The organism is Pseudonocardia abyssalis (genome assembly GCF_019263705.2).
GTDB lineage: Bacteria > Actinomycetota > Actinomycetes > Mycobacteriales > Pseudonocardiaceae > Pseudonocardia > Pseudonocardia abyssalis.
On record NZ_JADQDK010000001.1, the window covers coordinates 5,995,379 to 6,018,990 of the forward strand.

General features: G+C 72.1%; 20 protein-coding genes. 9 read left to right on the forward strand and 11 right to left on the reverse strand.

What is annotated here, in order from left to right:
- Positions 1-81: 81 nt before the first annotated feature.
- Positions 82-705, reverse strand: coding sequence for a TetR/AcrR family transcriptional regulator (locus I4I81_RS29555; protein ID WP_218601265.1), 624 nt, complete (start codon positions 703-705; stop codon positions 82-84).
- An 88-nt stretch (positions 706-793) separates the two neighbouring features.
- Here I4I81_RS29555 and I4I81_RS29560 point away from each other — a divergent pair, with 88 nt between their 5' ends.
- From I4I81_RS29560 to I4I81_RS29575, 4 genes are all read left to right on the forward strand, one after another.
- Positions 794-1,561: an enoyl-CoA hydratase/isomerase family protein gene (locus tag I4I81_RS29560; protein ID WP_344252451.1), complete on the forward strand. Its 768-nt coding sequence runs from the start codon at positions 794-796 to the stop codon at positions 1,559-1,561.
- Positions 1,562-1,563: 2 nt separating this feature from the next.
- Positions 1,564-2,376, forward strand: coding sequence for a TIGR03084 family metal-binding protein (locus tag I4I81_RS29565; protein WP_226363629.1), 813 nt, complete (start codon positions 1,564-1,566; stop codon positions 2,374-2,376).
- Positions 2,373-4,109, forward strand: coding sequence for an acyclic terpene utilization AtuA family protein (locus tag I4I81_RS29570; RefSeq protein ID WP_218616479.1), 1,737 nt, complete (start codon positions 2,373-2,375; stop codon positions 4,107-4,109). Before I4I81_RS29565 ends, I4I81_RS29570 begins: the two co-directional genes overlap by 4 nt.
- Positions 4,110-4,170: 61 nt before the next feature.
- Positions 4,171-5,001, forward strand: a complete 831-nt coding sequence (locus tag I4I81_RS29575) for an SDR family NAD(P)-dependent oxidoreductase (RefSeq protein WP_218600660.1) — start codon at positions 4,171-4,173, stop codon at positions 4,999-5,001.
- Between the two features lie 190 nt (positions 5,002-5,191).
- Here the strand turns inward: I4I81_RS29575 and I4I81_RS29580 are convergent, their stop codons facing one another.
- Entirely contained in the window at positions 5,192-6,346 is a 1,155-nt protein-coding gene (locus I4I81_RS29580; RefSeq protein WP_218600661.1) for a thiolase family protein, read from the reverse strand.
- A 661-nt stretch (positions 6,347-7,007) separates the two neighbouring features.
- On the opposite strand from I4I81_RS29580, the gene I4I81_RS29585 reads away from it, so the two are divergent.
- Positions 7,008-7,946 (forward strand): LLM class flavin-dependent oxidoreductase, encoded by a 939-nt coding sequence (locus I4I81_RS29585; protein ID WP_218600662.1) that lies wholly within the window; start codon positions 7,008-7,010, stop codon positions 7,944-7,946.
- Between the two features lie 14 nt (positions 7,947-7,960).
- Here the strand turns inward: I4I81_RS29585 and I4I81_RS29590 are convergent, their stop codons facing one another.
- Together I4I81_RS29590 and I4I81_RS29595 are read right to left on the reverse strand one after the other, a co-directional pair.
- Complete coding sequence (locus tag I4I81_RS29590; protein ID WP_218600663.1) at positions 7,961-9,106, reverse strand: acyl-CoA dehydrogenase family protein; 1,146 nt, start codon at positions 9,104-9,106, stop codon at positions 7,961-7,963.
- A gap of 322 nt (positions 9,107-9,428) precedes the next feature.
- Positions 9,429-10,025 (reverse strand): TetR/AcrR family transcriptional regulator, encoded by a 597-nt coding sequence (locus I4I81_RS29595; protein WP_218600664.1) that lies wholly within the window; start codon positions 10,023-10,025, stop codon positions 9,429-9,431.
- A gap of 267 nt (positions 10,026-10,292) precedes the next feature.
- Here I4I81_RS29595 and I4I81_RS29600 point away from each other — a divergent pair, with 267 nt between their 5' ends.
- Entirely contained in the window at positions 10,293-10,967 is a 675-nt protein-coding gene (locus I4I81_RS29600) for a transglutaminase-like domain-containing protein (RefSeq protein WP_218600665.1), read from the forward strand.
- 31 nt (positions 10,968-10,998) lie between these two features.
- On the opposite strand, the gene I4I81_RS29605 is transcribed toward I4I81_RS29600, so the two are convergent.
- From I4I81_RS29605 to I4I81_RS29620, 4 genes are all read right to left on the reverse strand, one after another.
- Complete coding sequence (locus tag I4I81_RS29605; RefSeq protein ID WP_218600666.1) at positions 10,999-12,555, reverse strand: acyl-CoA synthetase; 1,557 nt, start codon at positions 12,553-12,555, stop codon at positions 10,999-11,001.
- Positions 12,556-12,681: 126 nt separating this feature from the next.
- Complete coding sequence (locus I4I81_RS29610; protein ID WP_218588745.1) at positions 12,682-13,836, reverse strand: acyl-CoA dehydrogenase family protein; 1,155 nt, start codon at positions 13,834-13,836, stop codon at positions 12,682-12,684.
- 71 nt (positions 13,837-13,907) lie between these two features.
- Complete coding sequence (locus I4I81_RS29615) at positions 13,908-15,923, reverse strand: acetyl/propionyl/methylcrotonyl-CoA carboxylase subunit alpha (RefSeq protein WP_225924729.1); 2,016 nt, start codon at positions 15,921-15,923, stop codon at positions 13,908-13,910.
- On the reverse strand, positions 15,923-17,536 hold the full coding sequence (locus I4I81_RS29620; protein WP_218600667.1) for an acyl-CoA carboxylase subunit beta: 1,614 nt from the start codon (positions 17,534-17,536) through the stop codon (positions 15,923-15,925). Before I4I81_RS29620 ends, I4I81_RS29615 begins: the two co-directional genes overlap by 1 nt.
- Positions 17,537-17,651: 115 nt before the next feature.
- Between I4I81_RS29620 and I4I81_RS29625 the strand changes: the two genes are divergently transcribed.
- Positions 17,652-18,830, forward strand: coding sequence for an acyl-CoA dehydrogenase family protein (locus I4I81_RS29625; protein WP_218600668.1), 1,179 nt, complete (start codon positions 17,652-17,654; stop codon positions 18,828-18,830).
- A gap of 46 nt (positions 18,831-18,876) precedes the next feature.
- Positions 18,877-19,680 carry an enoyl-CoA hydratase/isomerase family protein gene (locus tag I4I81_RS29630; RefSeq protein WP_218600669.1) on the forward strand — a complete coding sequence of 268 codons (804 nt, stop codon included), beginning with the start codon at positions 18,877-18,879 and terminating at the stop codon, positions 19,678-19,680.
- 84 nt (positions 19,681-19,764) lie between these two features.
- Here I4I81_RS29630 and I4I81_RS29635 read toward each other — a convergent pair whose 3' ends face one another.
- Genes I4I81_RS29635 through I4I81_RS29645 form a run of 3 tightly spaced genes read right to left on the reverse strand, consistent with a single transcriptional unit; the run spans position 19,765 to position 22,996 of the window.
- Complete coding sequence (locus tag I4I81_RS29635) at positions 19,765-21,366, reverse strand: AMP-binding protein (RefSeq protein ID WP_308187716.1); 1,602 nt, start codon at positions 21,364-21,366, stop codon at positions 19,765-19,767.
- 41 nt (positions 21,367-21,407) lie between these two features.
- Positions 21,408-21,833: a Zn-ribbon domain-containing OB-fold protein gene (locus I4I81_RS29640; protein WP_218600670.1), complete on the reverse strand. Its 426-nt coding sequence runs from the start codon at positions 21,831-21,833 to the stop codon at positions 21,408-21,410.
- A complete protein-coding gene (locus I4I81_RS29645; protein WP_218600671.1) occupies positions 21,830-22,996 on the reverse strand; it encodes a thiolase family protein in 1,167 nt (388 codons plus the stop codon). The genes I4I81_RS29640 and I4I81_RS29645 overlap by 4 nt, the downstream gene beginning before the upstream one ends.
- 79 nt (positions 22,997-23,075) lie before the next feature.
- On the opposite strand from I4I81_RS29645, the gene I4I81_RS29650 reads away from it, so the two are divergent.
- Positions 23,076-23,609: a PaaI family thioesterase gene (locus I4I81_RS29650; protein ID WP_218600672.1), complete on the forward strand. Its 534-nt coding sequence runs from the start codon at positions 23,076-23,078 to the stop codon at positions 23,607-23,609.
- Positions 23,610-23,612 lie beyond the last annotated feature (3 nt).

A 23,612-nucleotide genomic window follows, 5' to 3' on the forward strand; every position in this document is an offset into this window, starting at 1 on the left:
CCGGTGTGCCGCCGGGACGGAAGAGCCTGCTGACGTCGATGGCGGAGCGCGGCCGGGTCGTGTGCCTAGAACAGGCCCTAGTCAGATCCGGTTCACATCCGGCGCCGAGCTCGGGGGCACGCCCAGGCAGGCGTGGGCGGTCACGTCGAGCAGTTCGGCGAGCCGCTGCTCGGTCAGCCCGCTGCGGTAGAACAGCGTCGCCTGCACCGCGCCGATGGCGGCGTGCACGAGCAGCCGCAGCTCGCCGTCGCCGAGGTCGGGTCGCAGCGGTCCGAGCACGCCGACCCACTCCTCGATGTAGTGGCGCTGCTCGCGGCGCAGCCGTCTGCGGTCGGCGTCGGGCAGGCTGTGCGCCTCGCGGTGGTAGACCGCGAGGATGTCGCGGTCGTGCAGGGCGACCCGGATGTGGTCGCGGACCAGTAGGGACAGCGCGTCGTGGTCGTCGTCGGTCTGGGCGACGATCGTGGTGGCCCGGTTCTGCAGCCGCTGCATCGCCTGGTCGAGCAGGGCGACGAGGAGGTCGTTCTTGCTGGCGAAGTGCCGGTAGACGCCCGAGCCGACGATGCCCGCCTCGGCGCCGATCTCGTCCATCGCCACGGCGTGGAAGCCGCGGCGGGACACCAGGTCGGCGGCGGCGGCGAGGATGCGGCGGCGCCGGTCCGGGTCGCGTCGCCGCACGCCGTCGGCTGATGTCCCACTCGCCATCTGGTCATCATGACAGGCGAGACGGTACGGTCGCGAGTGAACAGGTCCTCACTTCGCGTGGGGCCCCGGGATGACAGGACGGGAACCGGTGAGCGAGGAAACGATCACGTACGAGGTCGACGACGGGGTGGCCTGGGTGACCATCAACCGTCCGGAGGCCCGCAACGCGCTCAACGCGGCGGCCCGGGAGGGCCTCTTCGCCGCGACCCACCGGTTCAACGGCGACGACTCGGCCAAGGTCATGGTGCTGACCGGGGCGGGCGACCGGGCGTTCTGCGCCGGGGGCGACCTCAAGGAGATGTCCGAGACGGCGCTCACCGTCCCGCCGCCCGACTTCGCCCCGCAGTTCGGCCGCAACATCGACGTCGTCAAGCCGACGATCGCCGCGGTGAACGGCGTCGCGTTCGCCGGTGGGTTCCTGCTCGCCCAGCAGTGCGACCTCGTCGTGGCCGCCGAGCACGCCACGTTCGCCGTCAGCGAGGTCAAGGTGGGTCGGGGATCCCCCTGGGCGGCGCCGCTGTCGTGGCTGCTGCCGCCACGGCTGGCGCTGCAGATCCTGTTGACCGGCGACCCGATCTCCGCGGAGCGCGCCCGCGAGGTCGGCATGGTCAACGAGGTGGTCCCGGCGGCCGAGCTGCGGGCCCGGACGCAGGAGCTCGCCGTGCGGATCGCCTCGAACGCCCCGCTGTCGGTGCTCGCGGCCAAGCGCACCGCGTACCTCTCGGCGGAGTACCCGCTGGCCCGGGCCTACGAGCTGGCCGAGGAGATCTGGGAGCCGGTCTACCACAGCGCGGACGCCCAGGAGGGCCCGGCCGCGTTCCGCGAGAAGCGCACACCGGTCTGGAAGGGGTTGTAGCCGTGGCCGTGTCCATGGAGTCCGTCATCGCCGACATCGAGGCGGAGACGGCCGATCTGCGAGAGCTGCTCACCGGGCTGCCGGAGGGGCCCGAGGGCTGGGACGCCCCGACGCCCGCCGCGGGCTGGGCCGTCCGGGACCAGATCAGCCACCTGGCGTTCTTCGACGACGCCGCCGTCCGCTCGGCCACCGACCCGGAGGGCTTCACCGCCGAGGTGGTGCCGAAGCTGGCCGACGGGACGATCTCGCCGGACACCATCGCCGCGCGGTACCGGGCGATGCCGGGCACGGAGCTGCTGGCCTGGTTCGACGGTGCGCGCGCCGCGCTGGTCACCGCGTTCGCCCGGATCGAGCCGTCGGTGCGGGTGCCGTGGTTCGGTCCGCCGATGAGCGCGGCGTCGTCGTTGACGGCGCGGATCATGGAGACCTGGGCGCACGGCCAGGACGTGGCCGACGGCCTGGGCCGCACGCGCCCGCCGTCGTCCCGGCTGCGCCACGTCGCCCACATCGGCGTGGGGGCGCGGGCGTTCAGCTACCTGGCCAACGGCCGCGAGGTGCCCACCGAGCCGGTCCGGGTCGAGCTCACCGCACCCGACGGGAGCCGGTGGACGTGGGGGGCCGAGGGGGCGCCCGACCGGGTCAGCGGTCCCGCGCTCGACTTCTGCCTGCTGGTCACCCAGCGTCGCCACCGCGACGACACCGCGCTGCTCGCCGAGGGCCCGCTGGCCGACGAGTGGCTCTCGATCGCGCAGGCGTTCGCCGGGCCACCCGGCGGGGGCCGCAAGCCGGGTCAGTTCACGGGAGGTGCGGCATGAGGGACCCGATCCGCATCGGCAACTGCTCGGGCTTCTACGGGGACCGGATCTCCGCGGCGCGGGAGATGGTCGAGGGTGGGGTGGGCGGGGACGGCATCGACGTGCTCTGCGGCGACTACCTCGCCGAGCTGACGATGCTGATCCTGGCCAAGGCCCAGGCGAAGGACCCGGCGGGCGGCTACGCCCGCACCTTCCTCACCCAGATGGAGCAGGTGCTGGGCACCTGTGCCGACCGCGGCATCAAGGTCGTCGCCAACGCCGGTGGGCTCAACCCGGCCGGGCTGGCCGCCGCACTGCGCGAGCTGGCGCAGCGGCTCGGTGTGCCGGTCCGGGTGGCCCACGTCGAGGGCGACGACCTGCGTGGCGACCTCGCCGCGATCACCCCGCCGGTCGGGGAGGCCAAGCCCGTCTCGGCCAACGCCTACCTGGGCGGCTGGGGCATCGCCGAGGCCCTGGGCGCCGGGGCGGACGTCGTCGTCACCGGGCGGGTCACCGACGCCTCCCTCGTCGTCGGGCCGGCCGCCTGGTGGCACGGGTGGGAGCGCACCGACTGGGACCCCCTCGCCGGCGCCGTCGCGGCCGGCCACGTCATCGAGTGCGGCCCACAGGCGACCGGTGGCAACTACGCGTTCCTCGACGAGGTGACCGACCGCCGCTACCCGGGCTTCCCGATCGCCGAGGTGGCCGCCGACGGCTCGTCGGTGATCACCAAGCACGACGGCACCGGCGGGTTGGTGTCGGTGGGCACCGTCACCGCACAGCTGCTCTACGAGATCGCCGAACCGGCCTACCTGGGCCCGGACGTGGTGACGCACTTCGACACGATCACGCTGCGCCAGCAGGCCGAGCACCGGGTGGAGATCACCGGGGCCACCGGGAGCCCGCCGCCGGAGACGCTGAAGGTGGCGCTCAACGACGTCGGCGGGTTCCGCAACACGATGACGATGGTGCTCACCGGGCTCGACATCGAGGCCAAGGCGGCGTTCGCCGAGCAGCAGCTGTTCGACGTGCTGGGCGGGCGCGACCGGTTCGCCGAGGTCGACGTGCGGCTGCTGCGCTTCGACAGTCCCGACGCGCCCACCAACGAGCAGGCCACCGCGCACCTGCGGGTCACGGTGAAGGACCCCGATCCGCGCAAGGTCGGGCGGGCGTTCTCCAGCGGGATCATGGAGGTCGCGCTGGCCGGCTACGCGGGCTTCCACACGACCACCCCCCCGACGTCGGAGTCGGCCTACGGGGTCTACCGGCCCGCGGCCGTCCCCCGTTCGTCGGTGCACCAGGTGCTCGTCCTGCCCGACGGCGAGCGGCGCGTGATCGCGGACCCGCCCACCGCACCGGCGCCGGCCGCCGCGGCGGCTCCCGCCGCGCAGACCCCGGCGCCGGTCGGGCCCACCCGCCGCGCGCCGCTGGGCGCGGTGCTCGGTGCCCGCTCGGGTGACAAGGGCGGCAACGCGAACATCGGCCTGTGGGCGCGCGACGACGCCGGGTACGCCTGGGCACGTGCGCACCTGACCGTCGACCGGCTGCGCGGGCTGCTCGGCCCGGAGGTGTCCGAGCTGCGGATCGAGCGGTTCGAGCTGCCGAACATCCGGGCGCTCAACGTGGTCGTGCACGGCCTGCTCGGCGAGGGCGTCGCCTCCTCGACCCGTCCCGACGCGCAGGCGAAGGGACTGGGGGAGTACCTGCGGTCCCGCCTGGTCGACGTGCCCGACGCGTTGCTGACGGGAAGCTGACCGCACTACCGGCGCAGACCGGGCCCGGCGCCGCCGCGCCCCGATCGAGAGGTGGAGACACGTGGGTACGTTGGATGGCAAGGTGGCCCTGGTGTCCGGGTCCGGGCGCGGGATCGGGCGGGCCATCGCCGAGAAGCTGGCCGGGCAGGGCGCCAGGGTCGTGGTGAACGACCTGGACGCCGACCCGGCGAAGGAGGCCGTGGCGGCGATCGAGGCGGCCGGTGGCACCGCGGTCGCCTGTGCCGGGAGCGTCACCGAGGACGGCTTCGCGGAGCGGTTCGTCGCCACAGCGGTCGACGAGTTCGGCGGGGTCGACATCATCGTCAACAACGCCGGCTACACGTGGGACTCGGTCGTGCAGAAGATGAGCGACGACCAGTGGGACGCCATCCTCGACGTGCACCTCAAGGCGCCGTTCCGGATCCTGCGGGCCGCCCAGCCGGTGATCAGCGCCGCGGTCAAGCAGGCCAGGGCGGCCGGTACCGAGGTGCCGTGCCGCAAGGTCGTCAACATCTCGTCGATCGCGGGCACCGGCGGCAACGCCGGTCAGGCCAACTACTCCGCGGGCAAGGCCGGGGTGATCGGGCTGACCAAGGCGCTGTCCAAGGAGTGGGGCCGCTACAACGTGACAGTCAACGCGGTGGCCTTCGGCCTGATCCGCACCCGGCTCACCGAGGTGCCCGCCGGGGGCGACGGGAAGATCGACATTGCGGGTCGCCAGCTGGCGGTCGGGGTGAACCCGGAGCTGCTCGACGCGATGGAACGCGGCATCCCGCTGGGCCGGGCGGGAACACCGGCCGACGCCGCGGGCGCCGTCTACCTGCTCTGTATCCCCGAGTCCGACTACGTGAGCGGCCAGGTCGTCATCTGCGGTGGAGGTTTCAACGCCTGAGCGGTGCGGACCGTCCGGACCGTCCGGACCGGGCGTCAAGGCGTAGAACAGGACAACCGGTGGTGTAGGTCCCGCGTGCTGGCGTACAACATCACCAGCCTGGAGTCCGAGCCCTTCGGGATCATGGCGGCTGACCGGTAGGCGGGAACAGGGTCCGGACCTCGATCCGGGTCCGAACCCGCAGCGGCCGTCAGCTGAGCAGTTCGACGACCGTGGCGTTGGCCATCCCGCCGCCCTCGCACATGGTCTGCAGCCCGTAGCGGATGCCGCGATCCCGCATGTGGTGGACCAGGCGGGTCATCAGGATGGCGCCGGACGCCCCGAGCGGGTGCCCGACGGCGATCGCTCCGCCCAGCGGGTTGACCCGCTCGGGATCGGCACCGGTCTCGGCCAGCCAGGCCAGCGGGATCGGGGCGAAGGCCTCGTTGACCTCGAAGGCGCCGATGTCGTCGATAGACAGCCCGGCCCGGCCGAGCACCTTCGCGGTGGCGGGGATAGGCCCGGTGAGCATCATGACGGGGTCCGCTCCACCCACGGCCCCGCTGTGGTAGCGGGCGATCGGCGTGAGCCCCAACTCACCCGCCCGGGTCGGGGTGGTGACCAGCAGGGCGGCGGCGCCGTCGGAGATCTGCGAGGCGTTGCCGGCGTGGATCACGCCGTCGGCGTCGAAGGACGGTTTCAGTGCCCCCAGCTTCTCCGCGGTCGTGCCGCGGCGCAACCCCTCGTCGGCGGTGTGGCCGGGGGCCTCCGGGATCGTGACGAGCTGGCCGTCGAACGCGCCGGAGTCGATGGCTGCTGCGGCCCGGGTGTGGCTGAGCGCGGAGAACTCGTCGAGCACCGAGCGGGTGAGGCCCCACTTCGCGGCGATCAACTCGGCGCCGCGGCCCTGGTGGAATGTCCCGCCCCCGAGCTCGGTCTCGTAACGGCCCAGCAGGCGAGGGCCGTAGGGCAGGCCGACGTCCCGCCCGGCACCGAGCGGAACCCGGCTCATCGACTCCACCCCGCCCGCCACCACGAGGTCGTACTGGCCCGCCATCACCATGCCGGCCGCGAAGTCGAGTGCCTGCTGGCTCGAGCCGCAGGCCCGGTTGACCGTCGTCCCCGGAACCGTCTCGGGCCAGCCGGCCGCCAGCACCGCCGATCGGGCGGGGTTGGCGGACTGGTCGCCCACCTGGTTGACGCAACCCCACACGACGTCGTCGACGAGTGCGGGGTCGAGGCCGGTCCGCGCCGCGAGAGCCTCGAGCACCCTGGCCGCGAGGTCGACGGGGTGCACCCCCGCGAGCGAGCCGCCGCGCTTGCCGATGGGCGTGCGGACGGCCTCGACGATCACTGCTTGGGGCATTCCGACCTCCCGGTCACTGAACCTCATCGGTTCGCCTAATCATCATGAGAATAGTCCGCCTGGCTCCTCGGATGAACGCTACTCGCCACGATGACGTGTACAGACCGTCTCCGGAGCCCGCCGCGGTTGACAGTGCCCACCCCTGATGCTCGAATCAACGTCACAATCCAACGATGGGCGGCTGAGGATCAGATCCGGCCAGCCGCTCACGGAGGTCCGGTGGTGAACACTGCGTCACCGCCACATGCGCAGCGCCGCGGGGCGGCTACCCGTACAGGAGCGGTCCCACGGGAGCCCTACCTCTCCTCGCGGGCCGCGAACGCCACGACCTGCCTGCCGCGCCGCAAGGACGTGGTCGAACTCCGCCGGTCCGTCGGACGTCCGGACCCGACCAGGAGGAGCGTGCTGCTGGTCGGGCACACCGCCGTGCGCGAGGTGGTGATCGTCGGTGCGCACCATGAGAGGTGGGCCGACCGCGTCGTGCCGCCCGAGGCGCGGCCGTCGACCAGGCGGGGCTCGGTGCGAGCTGCCACGGCGGGCTCGCGGGATTCGAGGTCACCGGGAAGGATCAGGTGATCGACACGCTGCCGGTCGGGAAGATCCTCGGGCGCGAGCCGACCGCGCGGATCGACCCGGGCGAGCCGGGCCGAGTCGGTGCCGCGTGAGCGTGCCCTTGGCGGTGCGGGAGTCCGGGTTCGGAGTGATGCTGCCGAACTTCGACCCGCTGCGGCTGGGGACACCGCCGCTGCTGGCCGCCGCCCGGCTGGCGGAGGACCTCGGGTTCGACTCGGGCTGGGTCGGCGATCACCTGAGCTTCCACCCGCCGGTCCTGGAACCGTGCGGAGCGCTGGCAGCGGTCGCCGCGGTCACGCAGCGGCTGGTACTGGGGACCGGGGTGCTGCTGCTGCCGATGCGCAACCCGGTGTGGACCGCCAAGCAGCTCGGGACGGTCGCCGCGCTCGCGCCGGACCGCCTCGTCGTCGGGGTTGGCGCGGGCGGGGAGAACCCGGCCGAGTTCGAGGCGGCCGGCTACCCCGTGGCGCAGCGGGGCCGCCGTCTCGACGAGGCCATCGGTGTCGTCGATGCACTGCTGCGCGGCGAGGCCGTGGACCATGCCGGACCGCTGCTGCCGGTCCGCTCGCCGATGCTGGAACCGGTGCCGTCCTCGCGGCCCCCGCTGGTCGTCGGCGGCCGGTCCGCCCACGCGGTGCGCCGCGCCGCACGGTTCGCCGAGGGCTGGTTCGCGGTGTGGCTGGAGCCCGAGCGGGTGCGCAGGGCGATCGAGGACCTGCGGGCGCACGCCGAGGAGTTCCGTCGCCCGGTGTGCACGACCGTGATGCTGGTGTTCGTGCACGTCACCGACGACGCCGAGACGGGGCGACGGGAGCTGGAGCGGTTCGTCGCCGGCCAGTACGGCATGCCCGTCGAGGCCATCGAGCGGTGGTGCGTGATCGGTGGCGAGGACCGCGTGGCCGACGCGCTGGCCCGGTACCGTGACGCCGGCGCCGAGGCGTTCGTGATGATGCCGACCGCCGTCGACGTCCTGGGCCAGTACGAGCGGCTCGCCGGCGTGCGGGACCGGCTCGCCGCGTCGGGCTGATCGGCGGTCTCTCGCTACGGGGCGAACTTGCGGCCCAGGAGGTGCCGGGCGACCACCAGCTTGGCGACCTGCGCGGTGCCGTCGGCGATCTCGAAGGCCATGACGTCGCGCAGCCGCTGCCCCTGGGGGCTGTCGCTGCCCCACCCCGCGTGCCCGAAGGTCAGCAGCGCCTGGTGCACGACCTCGCCCGCGGTCTTGGGTGCGAACCACTTCGCCATGTTCGCGGCCACCGTGTGGTCCAGCCCCTGGTCCTTGCGCCACAGGGCCTCGTAGCAGATGTGCCGGGCCCCGGCGAGCCGCGTCGCCTGCTCGACCAGGGGGAACGCCACACCCTGGTTGCGCCCGATCGGGCCGCCGAAGGCCTCCCGCGTCCGGGCGTAGTCCAGGGCGTCGTCCAGGGCCGCCTCGGCGATCCCGACGCACATCAGCCCGATCACCGCGCGGGAGTAGTCGAACCCCTGCATCACCGAGACGAAGCCGGCCCCCTCCTGCCCGATCAGCTCGTCGCGACCCACGGGCACGCCGTCGAAGTGCAGCGACGCGCGCCCGATCGCCCGGCCACCGTGGTCGTCGAGCGCGGTGCGGGCGATCCGGTCGTCGTGCAGGTCGACGTAGAACGCGCTGACGCCGCGGGCGCCCGGCCCGCCGGTCCTGGCGAAGACGATGCCGGTGTCGGCGAGCATGCCCATCGAGATCGAGGTCTTCTCCCCGGTGAGCCGCCAGCCCGCCCCGTCGGGCTGCGCGCGCAGGGAGAGGTTGGCCGCGTCGGACCCGTGCTCGGGCTCGGTCAGCACCAGCGCCGAGAGCGCCGAGCCGTCGGCGATCGGCGGCAGCCAGCGGGCCAGCTGCTCCTCGCCGGCGTTGCCGACCAGGATGTCGGCGTTCAGCGCGGCGACCAGCAGGATGTAGCAGGCGTTGACGTCGGCCCGGGAGACCTCCTCGGCCGCCAGACCGGTGGTGACGGCATCCGCCTCCTGGCCGCCGAAGCGCTCCGGGACGCGCAGGCCGGTGAGGCCCATCGACGCCATCTCCCGGGGAAGCTCCGGGCGCATCCGGCCCGCCCGGTCGTCGGGCTGGTAGTGCGGGGCGAGGACCTTCTGCGCGAAGGTCGCGAGCTCGCGCCGGAAGGTCTCCTGGTCGGCGTCGAAGGCGTAGTGCACGTCGCTGCTCCGCTCTGCTGGCTTCGTGGCATCGGGATGATCAGTATCACGATCGCCCCGACCGTATCCCGGTCGACCGGTCGGGCACTACCCGAGGACGAGCAGCACCCGCCCTCGGTGACCGACTCGCCCTCGCAGACGGAGAGCGTGCACACCGTTGGGGACGGCGGGTGGGTGGGCTGACAGCAGGCGCAGGTCCGACGGTGAACGGATCCGCCAGTAGCGTCGCCGCGACGCGATACAGCTGCCCACCATGCCGTCCCGCATGCGCGTGACCGCCCGCGGTACTCGCCGGCGAGCGGCCGGGACGGTGCGCGCCGGGTCAGCCCGCGGCGGAGTCGACGTCGACGTCGACGTCGTCGGGGGACCGGGCAAGCAGTACCGCCGCAGCGCCGGCGCTCAGCAGCCGCTCCACCGCGGCGTCGTCGAGCTCGGTCGGCATGTGAGCGGCGGCGTTGATCAGCGACAGCACCGCGGTGACTACACCGCGTATCTCCGCGGTGCCCAGGTCGGACCGCACCTGCCTGAGCGCCTCGGACCAGATCGCCTCGTAGTCGCGCTGGCGACGCCGCAGTGCGCGCAGCGCGATCGGGGACAGTGCCCGGTGCTCGCGGACGTACACCGCCACGAGCCGACGGTGGCGTGACCCGAACCCGGCGTGCACGGAGATCAGCGCGTTCAGGACGTGCTGCGGATCGCCCGCTTGGGCGGCGCGCCGCGCACCGGCCAGCAACTCCGTCATCGCCGTGTTGCACAGCTCTCGCAGGATGGCGTCCTTGTTCTGGAAATGGCGGTACACCGCCGGACCGGTGACGCCCGCGGCCGCTCCGATGTCGTCGATACCGACTGCGTGGTAGCCCTGCCGGGAGAACAGCTCGGTCGCGACCTCGAGGAGCACGGTGCGGCGGAACCCAGCCACGTCGTCACCTCACCAGGAATACCGTCGGTCGTCGTCCTCGTGCGGGCGAACGAGACCATCTTATAGGCGTGGCCGGATCCCGCAGCGGCGGCCGCGCGCCGATCGTGGCGGCGGCCCGACGCCCCGAGCATGCGGCCGCGTGCCGACTGCTCAGCTCACGCTGGGCGCGATGGATTCACGGCGTCAGGTCGGCCGGTGACAGAGCAGGCCGCGTGACCCGTGTCCCCGGCGCGGGACAGGCGCGCTCGCGCTCGTTACTCTTCGGTAGTGATCACTGATGAGTACCTCGCCCCCGGCCGGTTCGTCGACTCCGACTCGGCTGCGGTACGCGCCTTCGCGTCCGAGGTCGTCGGCATCGAGACCGACCCTGTGACGCAGGCGGTGCTCCTGTTCGATGTGGTCCGCGACCGGATCTGGTACGACCCGTTCGCCACGAGCACCGACCCGGCGAGCTATCGGGCGAGCGCGGTCCTGGAGTCCGGGCGCTCCTGGTGCGTGCCGAAGGCGGTCCTGCTCGCTGCGGCGGCGCGGGCGGCCGGCATCCCGGCGCGCCTGGGGTTCGCCGACGTGCGCAACCACCTGCAGACCGAGCGCCTCAGGAGGAAGATGAACGGCATCGACCTGTTCGTGTTCCACGGCTACACCGACCTGTTCCTGGAGGGCCGGTGGGTCAAGGCCACGCCGGCGTTCAACGCCGAGCTGTGCGCGCGGTTCGGGGTGCAGCCGATGGCGTTCGACGGCCGGTCGGACGCCCTGCTGCACGAGCACACTGCCGACGGCGGCACGTACATGGAATACGTCCGCGACCGCGGGGTCTACACCGACCTGCCGCTCGAGGAGATGCTCACGACGCTGCACCAGGTGTACGGCAGCGCGCTGCTCGACGACGATGCTCCTGCGGGTGTCGACGAGTTCACGCCTGCTGTCCCGGCGTCCGGCTGAGCGGCCCGGCGCGGCCCTCCCGGAGCCGGTGTCAGCGCTGGACCACCCCGCCCTCGACCCCGGTGAACCGCGTGCGCAGCTCGGTCTTGAGCAGCTTGCCGGTGGCGTTGCGGGGCAGCTCGGCCACCAGGTGCACCTCGCGCGGGCACTTGAAGTGCGCCAGCCGATCACGGCACCAGGTGATGAGGTCCTCGGCGGCGGGCTCCGCACCGGCCGCGGGGTCGGCCACCACGACGGCGACCACCCGCTCGCCCCACTGCTCGTCCGGCCCGCCGACGACGGCGGCGTCGAGCACACCGGGGTGCTGGAACAGCACCTGCTCCACCTCGATCGGGTAGACGTTCTCCCCGCCGGAGATGATCATGTCCTTCTTGCGGTCCACCAGCGTGATGAAGCCCTCGGGGTCCATCCGGCCCAGGTCGCCGGTGTGGAACCAGCCGCCGCGGAATGCCTCGGCGGTCTCCGTCGGCTTCATCCAGTACCCGATGAACACGTTGCGCCCGCGGACGAGCAGCTCCCCGACGGTGTCGGGGGGCAGGTCCCGGTCGTCGGGGTCGACGATCCGCGCGTCGACGTGCACGGCCACGCGCCCGATCGACCCCGCCTTGGCGGTGACGTGGTCGGTCTCCAGGATCGACACCAGCGGCGCGGTCTCGGTCATCCCGAATCCCTCGCTGAACGGCACGCCGCGCTGCTGCATGAACTCGATCACCGTCAACGGCACCGGCGACCCACCACCCATGGCCAGCTCCAGCGCCGACAGGTCGTAGCCGTCGAAGTCCGGCACCCGGGTCAGCGCCGACCACATCGCCGGCACCATGAACTGCACGGTCGCCCGGCTCTCGGCCATCGCTTTGAGCGTCCCCACCGGGTCGAACGAGGGCAGGATGACGCTGGTGCCGCCGACGTAGAGCAGTGGGAGGGTGTGCACCCCGAGCCCGCCGATGTGGAACATCGGGGCCACCGCCACGGTCACGTCGCTGCCGCGCAGGCTGTGGTTGGTGCCCAGGACGTTGACCGCGTTCCACAGCAGGTTGTCGTGGGTGAGCATGGCGCCCTTGGGACGGCCGGTGGTGCCCGAGGTGTACATGATGAACGCGATGTCGCTGCCGTCGACGTCGCCGTGGAAGGGCTCGGGGGCCCCGCCGGCGAGGAACGCGTCGTAGCCGATCTCGTCCTCGCGGGCCGGGCCCCACACGCGGATCCGGTGCCGCACCCGCACCCCCGGCTCGGCGAGCGCGGTCAGCGCCCCCTGCGCGAGCGGCTCGTGGAAGGCGAAGACGTCGGCGCCGGAGTCGGCGAGGATGTACCCGATCTCCGGCCCGGCCAGCCGCACGTTGATCGGCACGGTGATCGCGCCGATCTTCGCGCAGCCCAGCAGCAGCTCCATGAACTCCACGGAGTTGACCAGCAGGACCGCCACCCGGTCGCCCTTGCGGACGCCCAGGTCGCGAAGGGCCGACGCGACCTGGTCGGTGCGCCGGTCGACGTCGGCGTAGCTGTGGTGGTCGTCCCCGGACACGAACGCGATGCGTTCGCCGTGGAGGAACGCCCGCCGGGTGACCCAATGACCGATACCGCGATCCATACCTGCTCCTCGCCGTCGCTCGACGGCTGCTCGTCGATGAGTGGGTTGAGTGCGGCGCGAGCCCCGACGGCCGCGGACGGTCGTCGGCAGGCTCCGCCGAGGCGCAGCCTGCCGACGACCGGTGTGTCAGTACGAACGTGGCAGCTTGAGGCTGTGCTGGGCCACGTAGTTCAGGATCATCTCGCGGCTGATCGGCGCGGTGCGCATCAGCCGGGCCGGGCCCCACAGGGTGGCCAGCCCGTACTCGGTGGCCATGCCGTTGCCGCCGTGGGTCTGGATCGCCTGGTCCAGCGCGAGGATGCCGGCCTCGGCCGCGGCGTACTTGGCCATGTTCGACGCCTCGCCGGAACCCGGGTCACCGGCGTCGTGCAGCGACGCGGCCCGCTGGGTCATCAGCCGGGCCAGCTCGACCTGGATCTTGGCGTGCGCGAGCGGGTGCGACACGCCCTGGTGCGAGCCGATCGGCACGTCCCAGACCTTGCGCTCCCGAGCGTAGTTCGCGGCCTTGTCCAGCGCGTAGCGGCCGATGCCGTTGCCCAGGGCGGCACCCATGATGCGCTCCGGGTTCAGGCCCATGAACACCTGGCGCAGGCCGTCGTTCTCCTCGCCGATCAAGTTCTCCGCGGGCACCCGCACGTCGTCGAAGAAGAGGGTGAACTGCTTCTCCGGGGTGACGGCCTGGACCGGGATGTCGGTCTTCGTCAGCCCGGGCGCGTCGGTGGGGACCACGATCAGGCTGAGCCGGCCGCGGCCGCGGTCGTCGGTGGAGGTGCGGGTGACGACCAGGATGGCCTCGGCCTCGTCGACGCCGGAGATGTAGTACTTGGTGCCGTTGAGCACCCACTCGCCGCCGACCTTCTTGGCGTGCGTGGAGATGTTGTGGGAGTTGGAGCCGGCGTCCGGCTCGGTGATCGCGAACGACATGATGATCTCGCCGCTGGCGATGCCCGGCAGCCAGCGCGCCTTGAGCTCGTCGCTGCCGTAGGCCTGGATGATCGTCCCGCAGATGGTGGGGGAGACGACCGTCATCAGCAGCGGGCACCCGGCCGCGGCCAGCTCCTCACCGACGATCTGCATGTCGTAGATCCCACCACCGCCGCCGCCGTACTCCTCGGTGATGTTGACGCCCAGGAAGCCCTGCTTGCCCACGGCGTTCCACAGCTCGGTGCTCTTCTCACCGGCCAGGGACTTGGCCACGTAGTAGTCGTGGCCGAAGTCCTTCGCGATCTCGGTGACGGCCTTGCGCAGGTCGCGCCGTTCCTCGGTCTCGTGCAGTTCCATGTCCGCTCCCTAACCCTCACGGTGACGCGCCGCCGGACGGCGGATCGTGTGGCCCGTACTACGTCTCGTCACTACGTCTCGTCGTCGACGGGCTCGACCACGGCCAGCGGGTCGCCGGTGGAGACCTGCCGGCCGACCTCGACCGGCAGCTCCGCCACCACGCCGTCGATCGGGCTGGTCACCGAGTGCTCCATCTTCATCGCCTCCAGCACGACGAGGGGCTGGCCCGCGGTGACGACGTCCCCGGCCGCCACGTGCACCCGGATCACCGAACCGGGCATCGGCGCGGTCAGCGAACCGGCCGGCTTGAGCGTGCTGGGGTCGACGAAGCGGGGGATCCGGGTGAACGTGCTGGACCCCGCACTGCTGTCGACGTAGGCGGTCCCGCCGTCGAGCAGCACCTCGAAGGAGCGCCGCACCCCGGCCGCCTCCAGCACCACGCGGTCGGGGCCGTGGCTGAGCACGACGACGTCCTCGATCGGCTTGCCGTCGACCTCCACCTCGACGCCGTCGCGGTGCAGCGCGTACGCCACGTGCAGCTCGGCACCGGCGGCCGTGGTCCAGCCGACGCGCTGCAGCTGGGACGGGTTGTTGCGCCACCCCGCCGGCAGGGTCGGCTGGACCCGGGCGGCCGCCCGGTGGGCGGCCACACCGACGAGGGTGGCGGCGACGGCGTGCAGCCGCTCGCTGTCGGCGTCGACGAGCGGCCCGCCGAGCTCGGTGGCGTCGTGGCGGTCCAGGAAGCCGGTGTCGGTGCCGCGGCCGGCGAACTCCGGGTGCCGCAGCACCCGGACCAGCAGGTCGCGGTTGGTGGTCAGGCCGTGGATCCGGGCACCGGCCAGCGCCGCGGAGAGCGTGCCGATCGCCTCGGCCCGGGTGGGGGCCCAGACGATGACCTTGGCGAGCATCGGGTCGTAGTGGTGGCTGACCACCGACCCGTCACGCACCCCGGAGTCGACCCGGAGGCCGGCGAGCTCGGGGAACCGCAGCGTGCGCAGGGTTCCGGTGCGGGGGAGGTAGCCCTCCGTCGGGTCCTCGGCGTAGAGCCGGGCCTCCACCGCGTGGCCGGTCATCGTCGGCTCGAGGACCTCGGGGGGCAGCGGCTCGCCCATCGCCACCAGGAGCTGCAGGCGGACCAGGTCCAGCCCGGTGACCAGCTCGGTGACCGGGTGTTCGACCTGCAGGCGCGTGTTCATCTCGAGAAAGGCGAACGTGCCGTCGTCGGCACCGCCGTTCGCGTCCAGGACGAACTCGACGGTGCCCGCCCCCACGTAGCCCACGGCCTGCGCCGCGGCGACCGCCGCCGCGCCCATCCTGGCCCGCAGGTCCTCGCCGACGACCGGCGAGGGAGCCTCCTCGATCACCTTCTGGTGGCGTCGCTGCACCGAGCACTCGCGCTCGAACAACGCAACGGTGCCGCCGTGCATGTCGGCCATGACCTGGATCTCGACGTGCCGGGGGCGCTGCACGTAGCGCTCCAGGAACACGGTGCCGTCGGCGAACGCCGAGGTGGCCTCGCGTGCCGCCGAGGCGACGGACTCCTCGAGCGTGTCGGCCGACTCCACGATCCGCATCCCGCGCCCGCCGCCGCCGGCACTCGCCTTGACCAGCAGCGGGTAGCCGACCTCGGCGCCGAGCTTGCGCAGCGCGTCGGCGTCGAGCCCGGTCGCGTCACCGCCGGGGAGGACCGGGACCCCGGCGTCGGCCATCATCGCCTTCGCGGTGAGCTTGGAGCCCATCGCGTCGATGGCGTCCGGCGGCGGCCCGACGAACACCAGCCCGGCGGCGGCGCAGGCCCGCGCGAAGCCCGCGTTCTCCGACAGGAACCCGTAGCCGGGGTGCACGGCGTCCGCGCCGGTGCGCAGCGCGGCCGCGATCACCCGGTCGACCTGGAGGTAGGTCTCGGCGGGGGAGGAGCCGGGCAGGCGCACCGCCTCGTCGGCGTCCTCGACGTGCCAGGCGTCGACGTCGGCGTCGGAGTACACCGCGACGGTGGCGATGCCGAGGTCGCGGCAGGTCCGGAAGACCCGCCGGGCGATCTCGCCACGGTTGGCGACCAGCAACTTCTTGATCACGGGCATCGCCATCACATCCGGAACACGCCGTAGCCACGCTGGCCACGGACCTCGTCGTTGTGCACCACGGACAGGCAGAGCCCGAGCACGGTCCGCGTGTCGCGCGGGTCGATGATCCCGTCGTCGTAGAGCCGTCCGCTGTTGGCCAGCGCCACCGACTCGCGTTCGATCTGGTCCTCGACGGCGGCGCGCATCTGGGCGTCGGCGTCCTCGTCGAAGGGCAGGCCGCGGTCCGCGGCCGACTCCTTGGCCACGATCGAGAGCACCCCGGCCAGCTGGGCGGGACCCATCACGGCCGACTTGGAGTTGGGCCAGGCGAACAGGAAGCGCGGGGAGTAGGACCGCCCGCACATGCCGTAGTTGCCCGCGCCGTAGGAGGAGCCCATGACGATGGTCAGGTGCGGCACGGTGCTGTTGGACACCGCGTTGATCATCTTGGCGCCGTCCTTGATGATCCCGCCCTGCTCGTACTCGGCGCCGACCATGTATCCGGTGGTGTTCTGCAGGAAGATCAGCGGCGTGTCGACCTGGTTGGCCAGCTGGATGAACTGGGAGGCCTTCTGCGCCTCCTCGCCGAACAGGATGCCCCGGGCGTTGGCCAGGATGCCGACCGGGTAGCCGTGGATCGAGGCCCAACCGGTGACCAGCGAGGTGCCGTAGAGCGGCTTGAACTCGTCGAACGCCGAGCCGTCGACCACCCGGGCGATGACGTCGCGCGGGTCGAAGGGGACCTTCGGGTCGACCGAGGCGATGCCGAGCAGCTGGTCGGGGTCGAGCACCGGCGGGTCGGCGGGCATCGTGGGGCCGGGACCGAGCTTGCGCCAGTTCAGCCGGGCCATGATCCGTCGCCCGATGCGGATGGCGTCCTGCTCGTCCTCGGCGAGGTAGTCGGCCAGGCCCGAGGTGCGGGCGTGCATGTCGCCGCCGCCGAGCGACTCGTCGTCGGACACCTCGCCGGTGGCCATCTTCACCAGCGGCGGACCGCCGAGGAAGACCTTGGAGCGGTTGCGGATCATCACCACGTAGTCGCACATGCCAGGGATGTAGGCGCCACCCGCGGTGGAGTTGCCGAACACCAGCGCGAGGGTGGGCAGGCCCAGGGCGCTGTGCTGGGTCAGGTCGTGGAACAGCTGGCCGCCGGGTACGAAGATCTCGGCCTGGGTCGGCAGGTCGGCCCCGCCGGACTCCACGACGTTGATGATCGGGAGCCGGTTCTCCCGGGCGATCGCCATGCCGCGGAAGACCTTGCGGAAGGTGAACGGGTTCGACGCCCCGCCCCGGACCGTGGGGTCGTGACCGATGATCATCGACTCGATGCCCTCGACGACCCCGATCCCCACGACCACGCTGCCGCCGACCGGGAACTTGGTGCCCCACGCGGCGAACGGGCACAGCTCCAGGAACGCGGTGTCCGGGTCGAGCAGCAGCTCGATCCGCTCGCGGACGAGCAGCTTCCCCCGCTTGCGGTGGCGCGCGACGTACTTCTCGCCGCCCCCACCGTTGGCCAGCGCCAGCTGCTCGGAGATCGCGGTCAGCTGGGCCGTGAGTCCTTCGCGGTTGCCGATGTAGTCCGGGGCCTGCGTGTCGACCCGGTCGGGCAGCACGTCAACCAACTTCTCCTCCATGGCGGCATCGACGTCGATCTCCTGACCGGTTACGTTAGCGGCTACTAACGTCCTGCGACAACGGGGTGCGCACGATCGGTGCTGCGGATCCCGGCCGGCACAACCGAGGAGCTCCATGACCCAGCTGGACCAGCGCGACGTCTCGGTCGCGCCGCAGGACCCGTGGACGACGCCGGAGCGGCTCGCCCTGCGTGACCTGGCCCTGTCCTTCACCCGGCGGGAGATCGCCCCGAACCTGCCGGAATGGGAGGACGCGGGCGAGCTGCCGCGGTCGCTGCACACGAGGGCGGCCGAGGTCGGACTGCTCGGCATCGGGTTCCCCGACGAGGTGGGGGGCAGTGGCGGCGACCTGCGGGACCTGGTGCTGCTCACCGAGGCCGTGATGGAGGCGGGCGGCTCCTCGGGGGTGCTGGCGAGCCTGCTCACCCACAACATCGCGCTCCCGCACATGGTCGCGGCGGGCGACCCCGACCAGATCCGTCGCTACGTCGTGCCCACCCTCGCCGGGGAGAAGATCGGCAGCCTCGGCATCACCGAGCCCGACACCGGGTCCGACGTCGCCGGCATCCGCACCACCGCCCGCCGCGACGGCGACCACTACGTCGTCAACGGCGCGAAGCTCTTCATCACCTCCGCGGTGCGGGCCGACTTCGTCACCACGGCCGTGCGGACGGGCGGGCCGGGGGCCTCGGGCATCTCGCTGCTCGTGGTCGAGCGCGGTACGCCGGGCTTCACCGTCTCGCGCACGCTGAAGAAGATGGGCTGGCTGTGCTCCGACACCGCCGAGCTCGGCTACTCCGACGTGCGGGTGCCCGCGGCGAACCTGGTCGGCCCGGAGAACAGCGGCTTCCTGCAGATCATGCAGCAGTTCCAGGTGGAGCGGGCCTTCCTCGCCGTGCAGTCCTACGCCACGGCCCAGCGCTGCCTGGACCTGACCCTGGAGTGGGTGAAGCAGCGGGAGACCTTCGGGCGGCCGCTGTCCACCCGGCAGGTGGTGCGGCACAAGATCGTCGACATGGCCACGGCCGTCGACGTGGCCCGGACCTACACCCGCGCCGCGGTCGACCGCATCATCGCGGGCGACACCGACGTGCGGATGGTCTCGATGGCCAAGAACCAGGCCGTGGAGGCCTGCGCGCTCGCCGTCGACACCGCGGTGCAGCTCTACGGCGGGATGGGCTACCTGCGGGAGACCGAGGTGGAGATGCACTACCGCGACTCCCGGATCCTCGGGATCGGTGGCGGCACCACGGAGATCATGAAGGAGATCATCGCCAAGCACATCGGCCTCTAGCCCCGCCCCGACCATTTCTGCGCACATCGACGAGCGAGGAGCTCCCGTGGACTACGACCAGTACGAGTACCTGACCTTCGAACGCCCCTCCGACGGCGTCCTGCTGATCACCATCAACCGGCCGGAACGGCTCAACGCCACCAACAAGCGGCTGCACTGGGAGCTCGGCAACGTGTGGCTCGACGTCGACGCCGACGACGCGACGCGGATCGCGGTGATCACCGGCGCGGGCAAGGCGTTCTCCGCCGGCGGCGACCTCGACATGGTGGTCGACCAGGTCAAGGACTTCAAGCAGATCGCGGCCATCGCCAAGGAGGCCGCCGACCTGGTCTACAACATCGCCAACTGCCAGAAGGTGGTGATCTCGGCGATCAACGGGGTGGCGGTCGGCGCCGGCCTGGCCGCGGCGCTGATGGCCGACATCTCGGTGATCGCCGAGGACGCCCGGCTCACCGACGGGCACCTTCGCCTGGGCGTCGGTGCGGGCGACCACGCGGCCATCATCTGGCCGATTCTGTGCGGCATGGCGAAGGCCAAGTACTACCTGCTCACCGCCGAGTTCATCGACGGGAAGGAGGCCGAGCGGATCGGGCTGGTCTCGCTGTGCCGGCCGCAGGCGGAGGTGCTGCCCACCGCGCTGTCCGTCGCGGAGAAGCTGGCTGCCGGCCCGCAGCACGCGCTGCGCTGGACCAAGCGCTCGCTCAACCTCTGGATCCGCGACGCGAGCCCGATCTTCGAGGCCTCGCTCGCCTACGAGATGCTCAACTTCTTCGACGACGACGTCCTCGAGGGCGCCACGGCCATCAAGGAGAAGCGGGCGCCGAAGTTCCCCTCGGTGACCGGCGGCTGACCCCGGTCCGGCCGGCCCGCGCAGCGCGGGCCGGCCGGAACCCCGACCGGGCGGTGCACCGCCCCCCTCCGGCGGTGCGGGCCGTCAGGTCCCGAAGTGCCCCTTGTGCTGCTCGCGCAGCACGTTCTTCTGGATCTTGCCGGTCGCGGTCCGGGGCATCTCGTCGGCGAACAGCACCGCCTTGGGCACCTTGAACCCCGACAGCCTGCTCCGCGCCGCGGCGAGCACCTCCTCCTCGGTGAGCTCCACGCCGGGCTTGGGCGTGACGATCGCGGCGATGGCCTCGGACCAGCGCTCGTGCGGCAGCCCGACGACGACGACCTCCTGGATCCGGGGCTCGGCCTCGTAGAGCGCCTTCTCCACCTCGATGGACGCCACGTTCTCGCCGCCCGTCTTGATCACGTCCTTCTTGCGGTCGGCGAACCACAACAGCCCGTCGGCGTCGAACCGGCCGACGTCGCCGGAGTGGAACCAGCCGTGAGCGAACGCCTCGGCGGTGGCGTCGGGGTTGCGCAGGTAACCCTCCATCGCGTGCGGGCCGCGGTAGACGATCTCGCCGGTCTCGCCGTCGGGCAGCAGGTTGCCGGCGTCGTCCATGATCCCGACCTGGACGTTGGGCACCGGCAGCCCCACCGAGCCGGCGTGGCTGAGCTGGTACTCGGGCGGGAACACCGTGGTGATCGGGTTCATCTCGGTCTGCCCGAAGCCGAGCGCGAAGTCGCAGCCGAACACCTCTATCGCACGGCGCAGGTCCGTGTCGGGCATCGGTGCCATCGCGTAGAGGGCCAACCGCAGCGTGGACAGGTCGCGCTTGTCGATGTCGGGGTGGTCCATCATCATCCGGTACATCATCGGCAGCCCGAAGATCTGGGTGATCCGCTCGGACTCGATCGTCGCCAGGAGAGCGGCCGGGTCGAACGCGCGCATCAGCACGAGCGTGCCGCCCATGTAGAGCAGCCCCGTGGTGAAGCCGTTGAGTTGCGCGGTGTGGAACAGCGGCATCATCGCCACCGACCGCTCCTTGCCGTCGATGCCCAGCACCAGCGGGGCGTTCAGCGACTCGATGTAGACCGCGACGTGGCTGCTGACCACGCCCTTGGGGGCGGAGGTGGTGCCGCTGGTGTAGAGGTAGCTGATCGGGTCCCGGTCGCCGACCAGGCACTCCGGCTCGCCGGTCCCGGCGTCCCCGAGGAACGTCGCCAGATCCCGCCAGGTGCCCGTCGAGCCGGCGGCCCAGTCGGCCCCGGTCCCGGGGGCGACGACCACGTCGAGGACACCGCTGCCCTCGACGAGCTGCAGCGCACCGTCGACGAGCCCGGCGAGCTGGCTCTCCACCACCACGCCGCGAGCCCGGGAGTGCTCCAGGACATAGGAGACCTCGGGCGGCCCCCACGCGAGGTTCACCGGCACGCAGACGACACCGGTCTTGGCGCAGGCGTAGTAGGTCGCGAGGAACTCCACGCTGTTGCCGCTGGCCAGGGCGAGCACGTCGCCGCGCCGGTACCCGGCGGCCAGCAGTGCGTGGGCCAGCCGGTTGACCTCGCCGTTGAGCTCGGCGTAGGTGAACCGGCGGGCGCCGTCGACGACCGCCTCGCGGTCGGGGTTGCGCCACGCGCTGCGGGTCAGCATGTCGCCGACGTTGACCCGGGTGACGAGGTTGGCGTGCAGGTCGTGGTCGATGGTCACGGTTCCTCCGAAGGGGTGCGGGTGGGCCCGGGGTCGGTGGCTCAGGACGCGGGCACGAAACGGACCAGCCCGATGTCGCCCACGCGCTCGAACGCGGCGCGGACGGCCATCCCGGGCACGACGGAGGCGGGATCGCAGTGCTCGACGGTGGACAGCATCTGCGGGCCCTCGGCCAGCCGCACGATCACCACCGGGTACGGGGCGGCCCGCGGCAGGTCGTTCCACGGGGGCCGGCTGACGACCGCGGAGACCACGACGGTGGCCTCGCCGGAGACGTCGGTCCAGCGCAGCCGTGCGCAGTGGCAGCGCGGGCAGAACGGGCGCGGGTAGTGGAACAACAGGTCGCACGCGGTGCACTGGCGCACCGCGAGCCGGCCCTTCGCCGCGGCCTCGAAGTGGCCGCGGTTGACGTCGTCGACGCGCGGCAGGACCTCGGGGTCGGCCAGGCCGTCCAGGTAGGTGGTCACGAGCCCTCCAGTACGACGGTGACATGGCTGCACAACATGGATCCGTAGGCGTGCACGACGGCCCGGTCGGCCCGCTCGACCTGGATACCGGCGGCCCGGCCGGTCATCTGCTGGTAGGCCTCCAGGATCCCGCAGATCCCCGAGGCCGTGCCGGAGTGCCCGAACCGCAGCAGGCCCCCGTTGGTGTTCACCGGCAGCCGTCCGCCCGGCCGCGTGGCGCCCTCGCGGTAGAGCTCGACCGCCTTGCCGCGCTCGGCCAGTCCCAGCTCCTCGATCAGCATCAGCGGGTTGGAGCTGAACGCGTCGTAGAGCTGCGCGAGGTCCACGGCGGCGGGCCCGAAGCCGGCCTCGGCGAACGCCTTCGCCCCGGAGCGGACCGCCCCGGTGCGCGACAGGTCGGGCATCGAGGTGAGGAAGCCGTGGGTGTGACCCTCACCGACGCCCACCACGTGCACCGGACGGTGCCGCAGGCCCGCCGCCCGCTCCGGCGAGACCAGCACGAACGCGCCGCCGCCCTCGCACGGGATCGAGCAGTCGAGATAGCCGAAGGGCCCCGCGATGTGCCGGGCCTCCAGCACCTGCTCCACGGTGAACGGTCCCGCCCCCGCCCCGATCGCCGTCGGGTGCGCGACGGCCCACTCCTGCTGGGCCGCCACCGCCTCGGCGAACACCTCCCGGCCCTGCCCGACCTCGTCGAGCCAGGACTGTGCGATCAGCCCGTACAGGGTGGGGATCGACGGTGCGTAGGGCAGCTCGTAGTCCGGGTGGCAGGTCATCGTCATCAGGTTGCGGCCGACGTCGCGGATCGGCGGGAACACCCCTGCGGACACGCAGAGCACCGCCGAGCACTGCCCGCTCTGGATGGCCCGGGTGGCGACGCCGAGCATCGCCAGGTGGCTGCCGCCGCCGAGCTGCACGCCGAGCTGCAGGCTGAGGTTGTGCAGCCCGAGCGAGTCCTGGATCTCCTCGGACAGGAAGGTGTGCTCGACGGACTCACCCATCATCGAGCCCACGCACAGCAGGCCGTCGACGTCGTCGGGTGCCATGCCGGCGTCGTGCAGGGCCGCGACGGCGGAATCGAGGTGCAGACCGAGGAACGGGCGGTCGAGCCGGCCCGGGGCGACTTCGGCGAAGCCGGCCAGGGTGGCGAGCGGGTCAGACATGGTTCCAGACGTTAGCAGTGACTAACATCGCTGACCACCGGCTGCGGTGTGCGGGCCGGGTTCGGATACCGTGACGCCGGTGAGCCTGCCTGCCCGTCCGGGCGCCGTCCCGGCCCCCGTAGAGTCCCCCGACGGCGCCGCGCCGATGTTCAGCATCGAGTTCGGCAAGATGCTGTGCATGGGCTGCCGGCCCGCCGGCCGGTGCCGCTTCGGACTGGTGCTGCGCCGGGGCGAGAACGGGGCGGTCGAGGGCACGGCCCGGTTCTCCGCCGAGCACGAGGGTGCGGGTGGCGTCGTGCACGGCGGTTCGGTGATGGGCGCGCTCGACGAGGCGTGCGGCGCGGTACCGATCGCGGCGGCCGTCCTGTCGGTGACCGCCGAGATGAACGTGGCGTTCCGGCGTCCCGTCCCGCTGGATCGCGAGCTGGACGTGCGGGCCTGGCCGGAGTCCCGCGACGAGCGCGGGCACTGGATCATCCACGCCGAGCTGTACCTGTCCGGCGACGACCGGCCGCTGTGCCACGCGCAGGCCCGTTTCGTCGAGCGCGACCCGGAGAAGCACTACGGCCGGTTCAAGGAGTGGCTCGACGGCCGGGAGAACGCCGCGGGCTGAGCG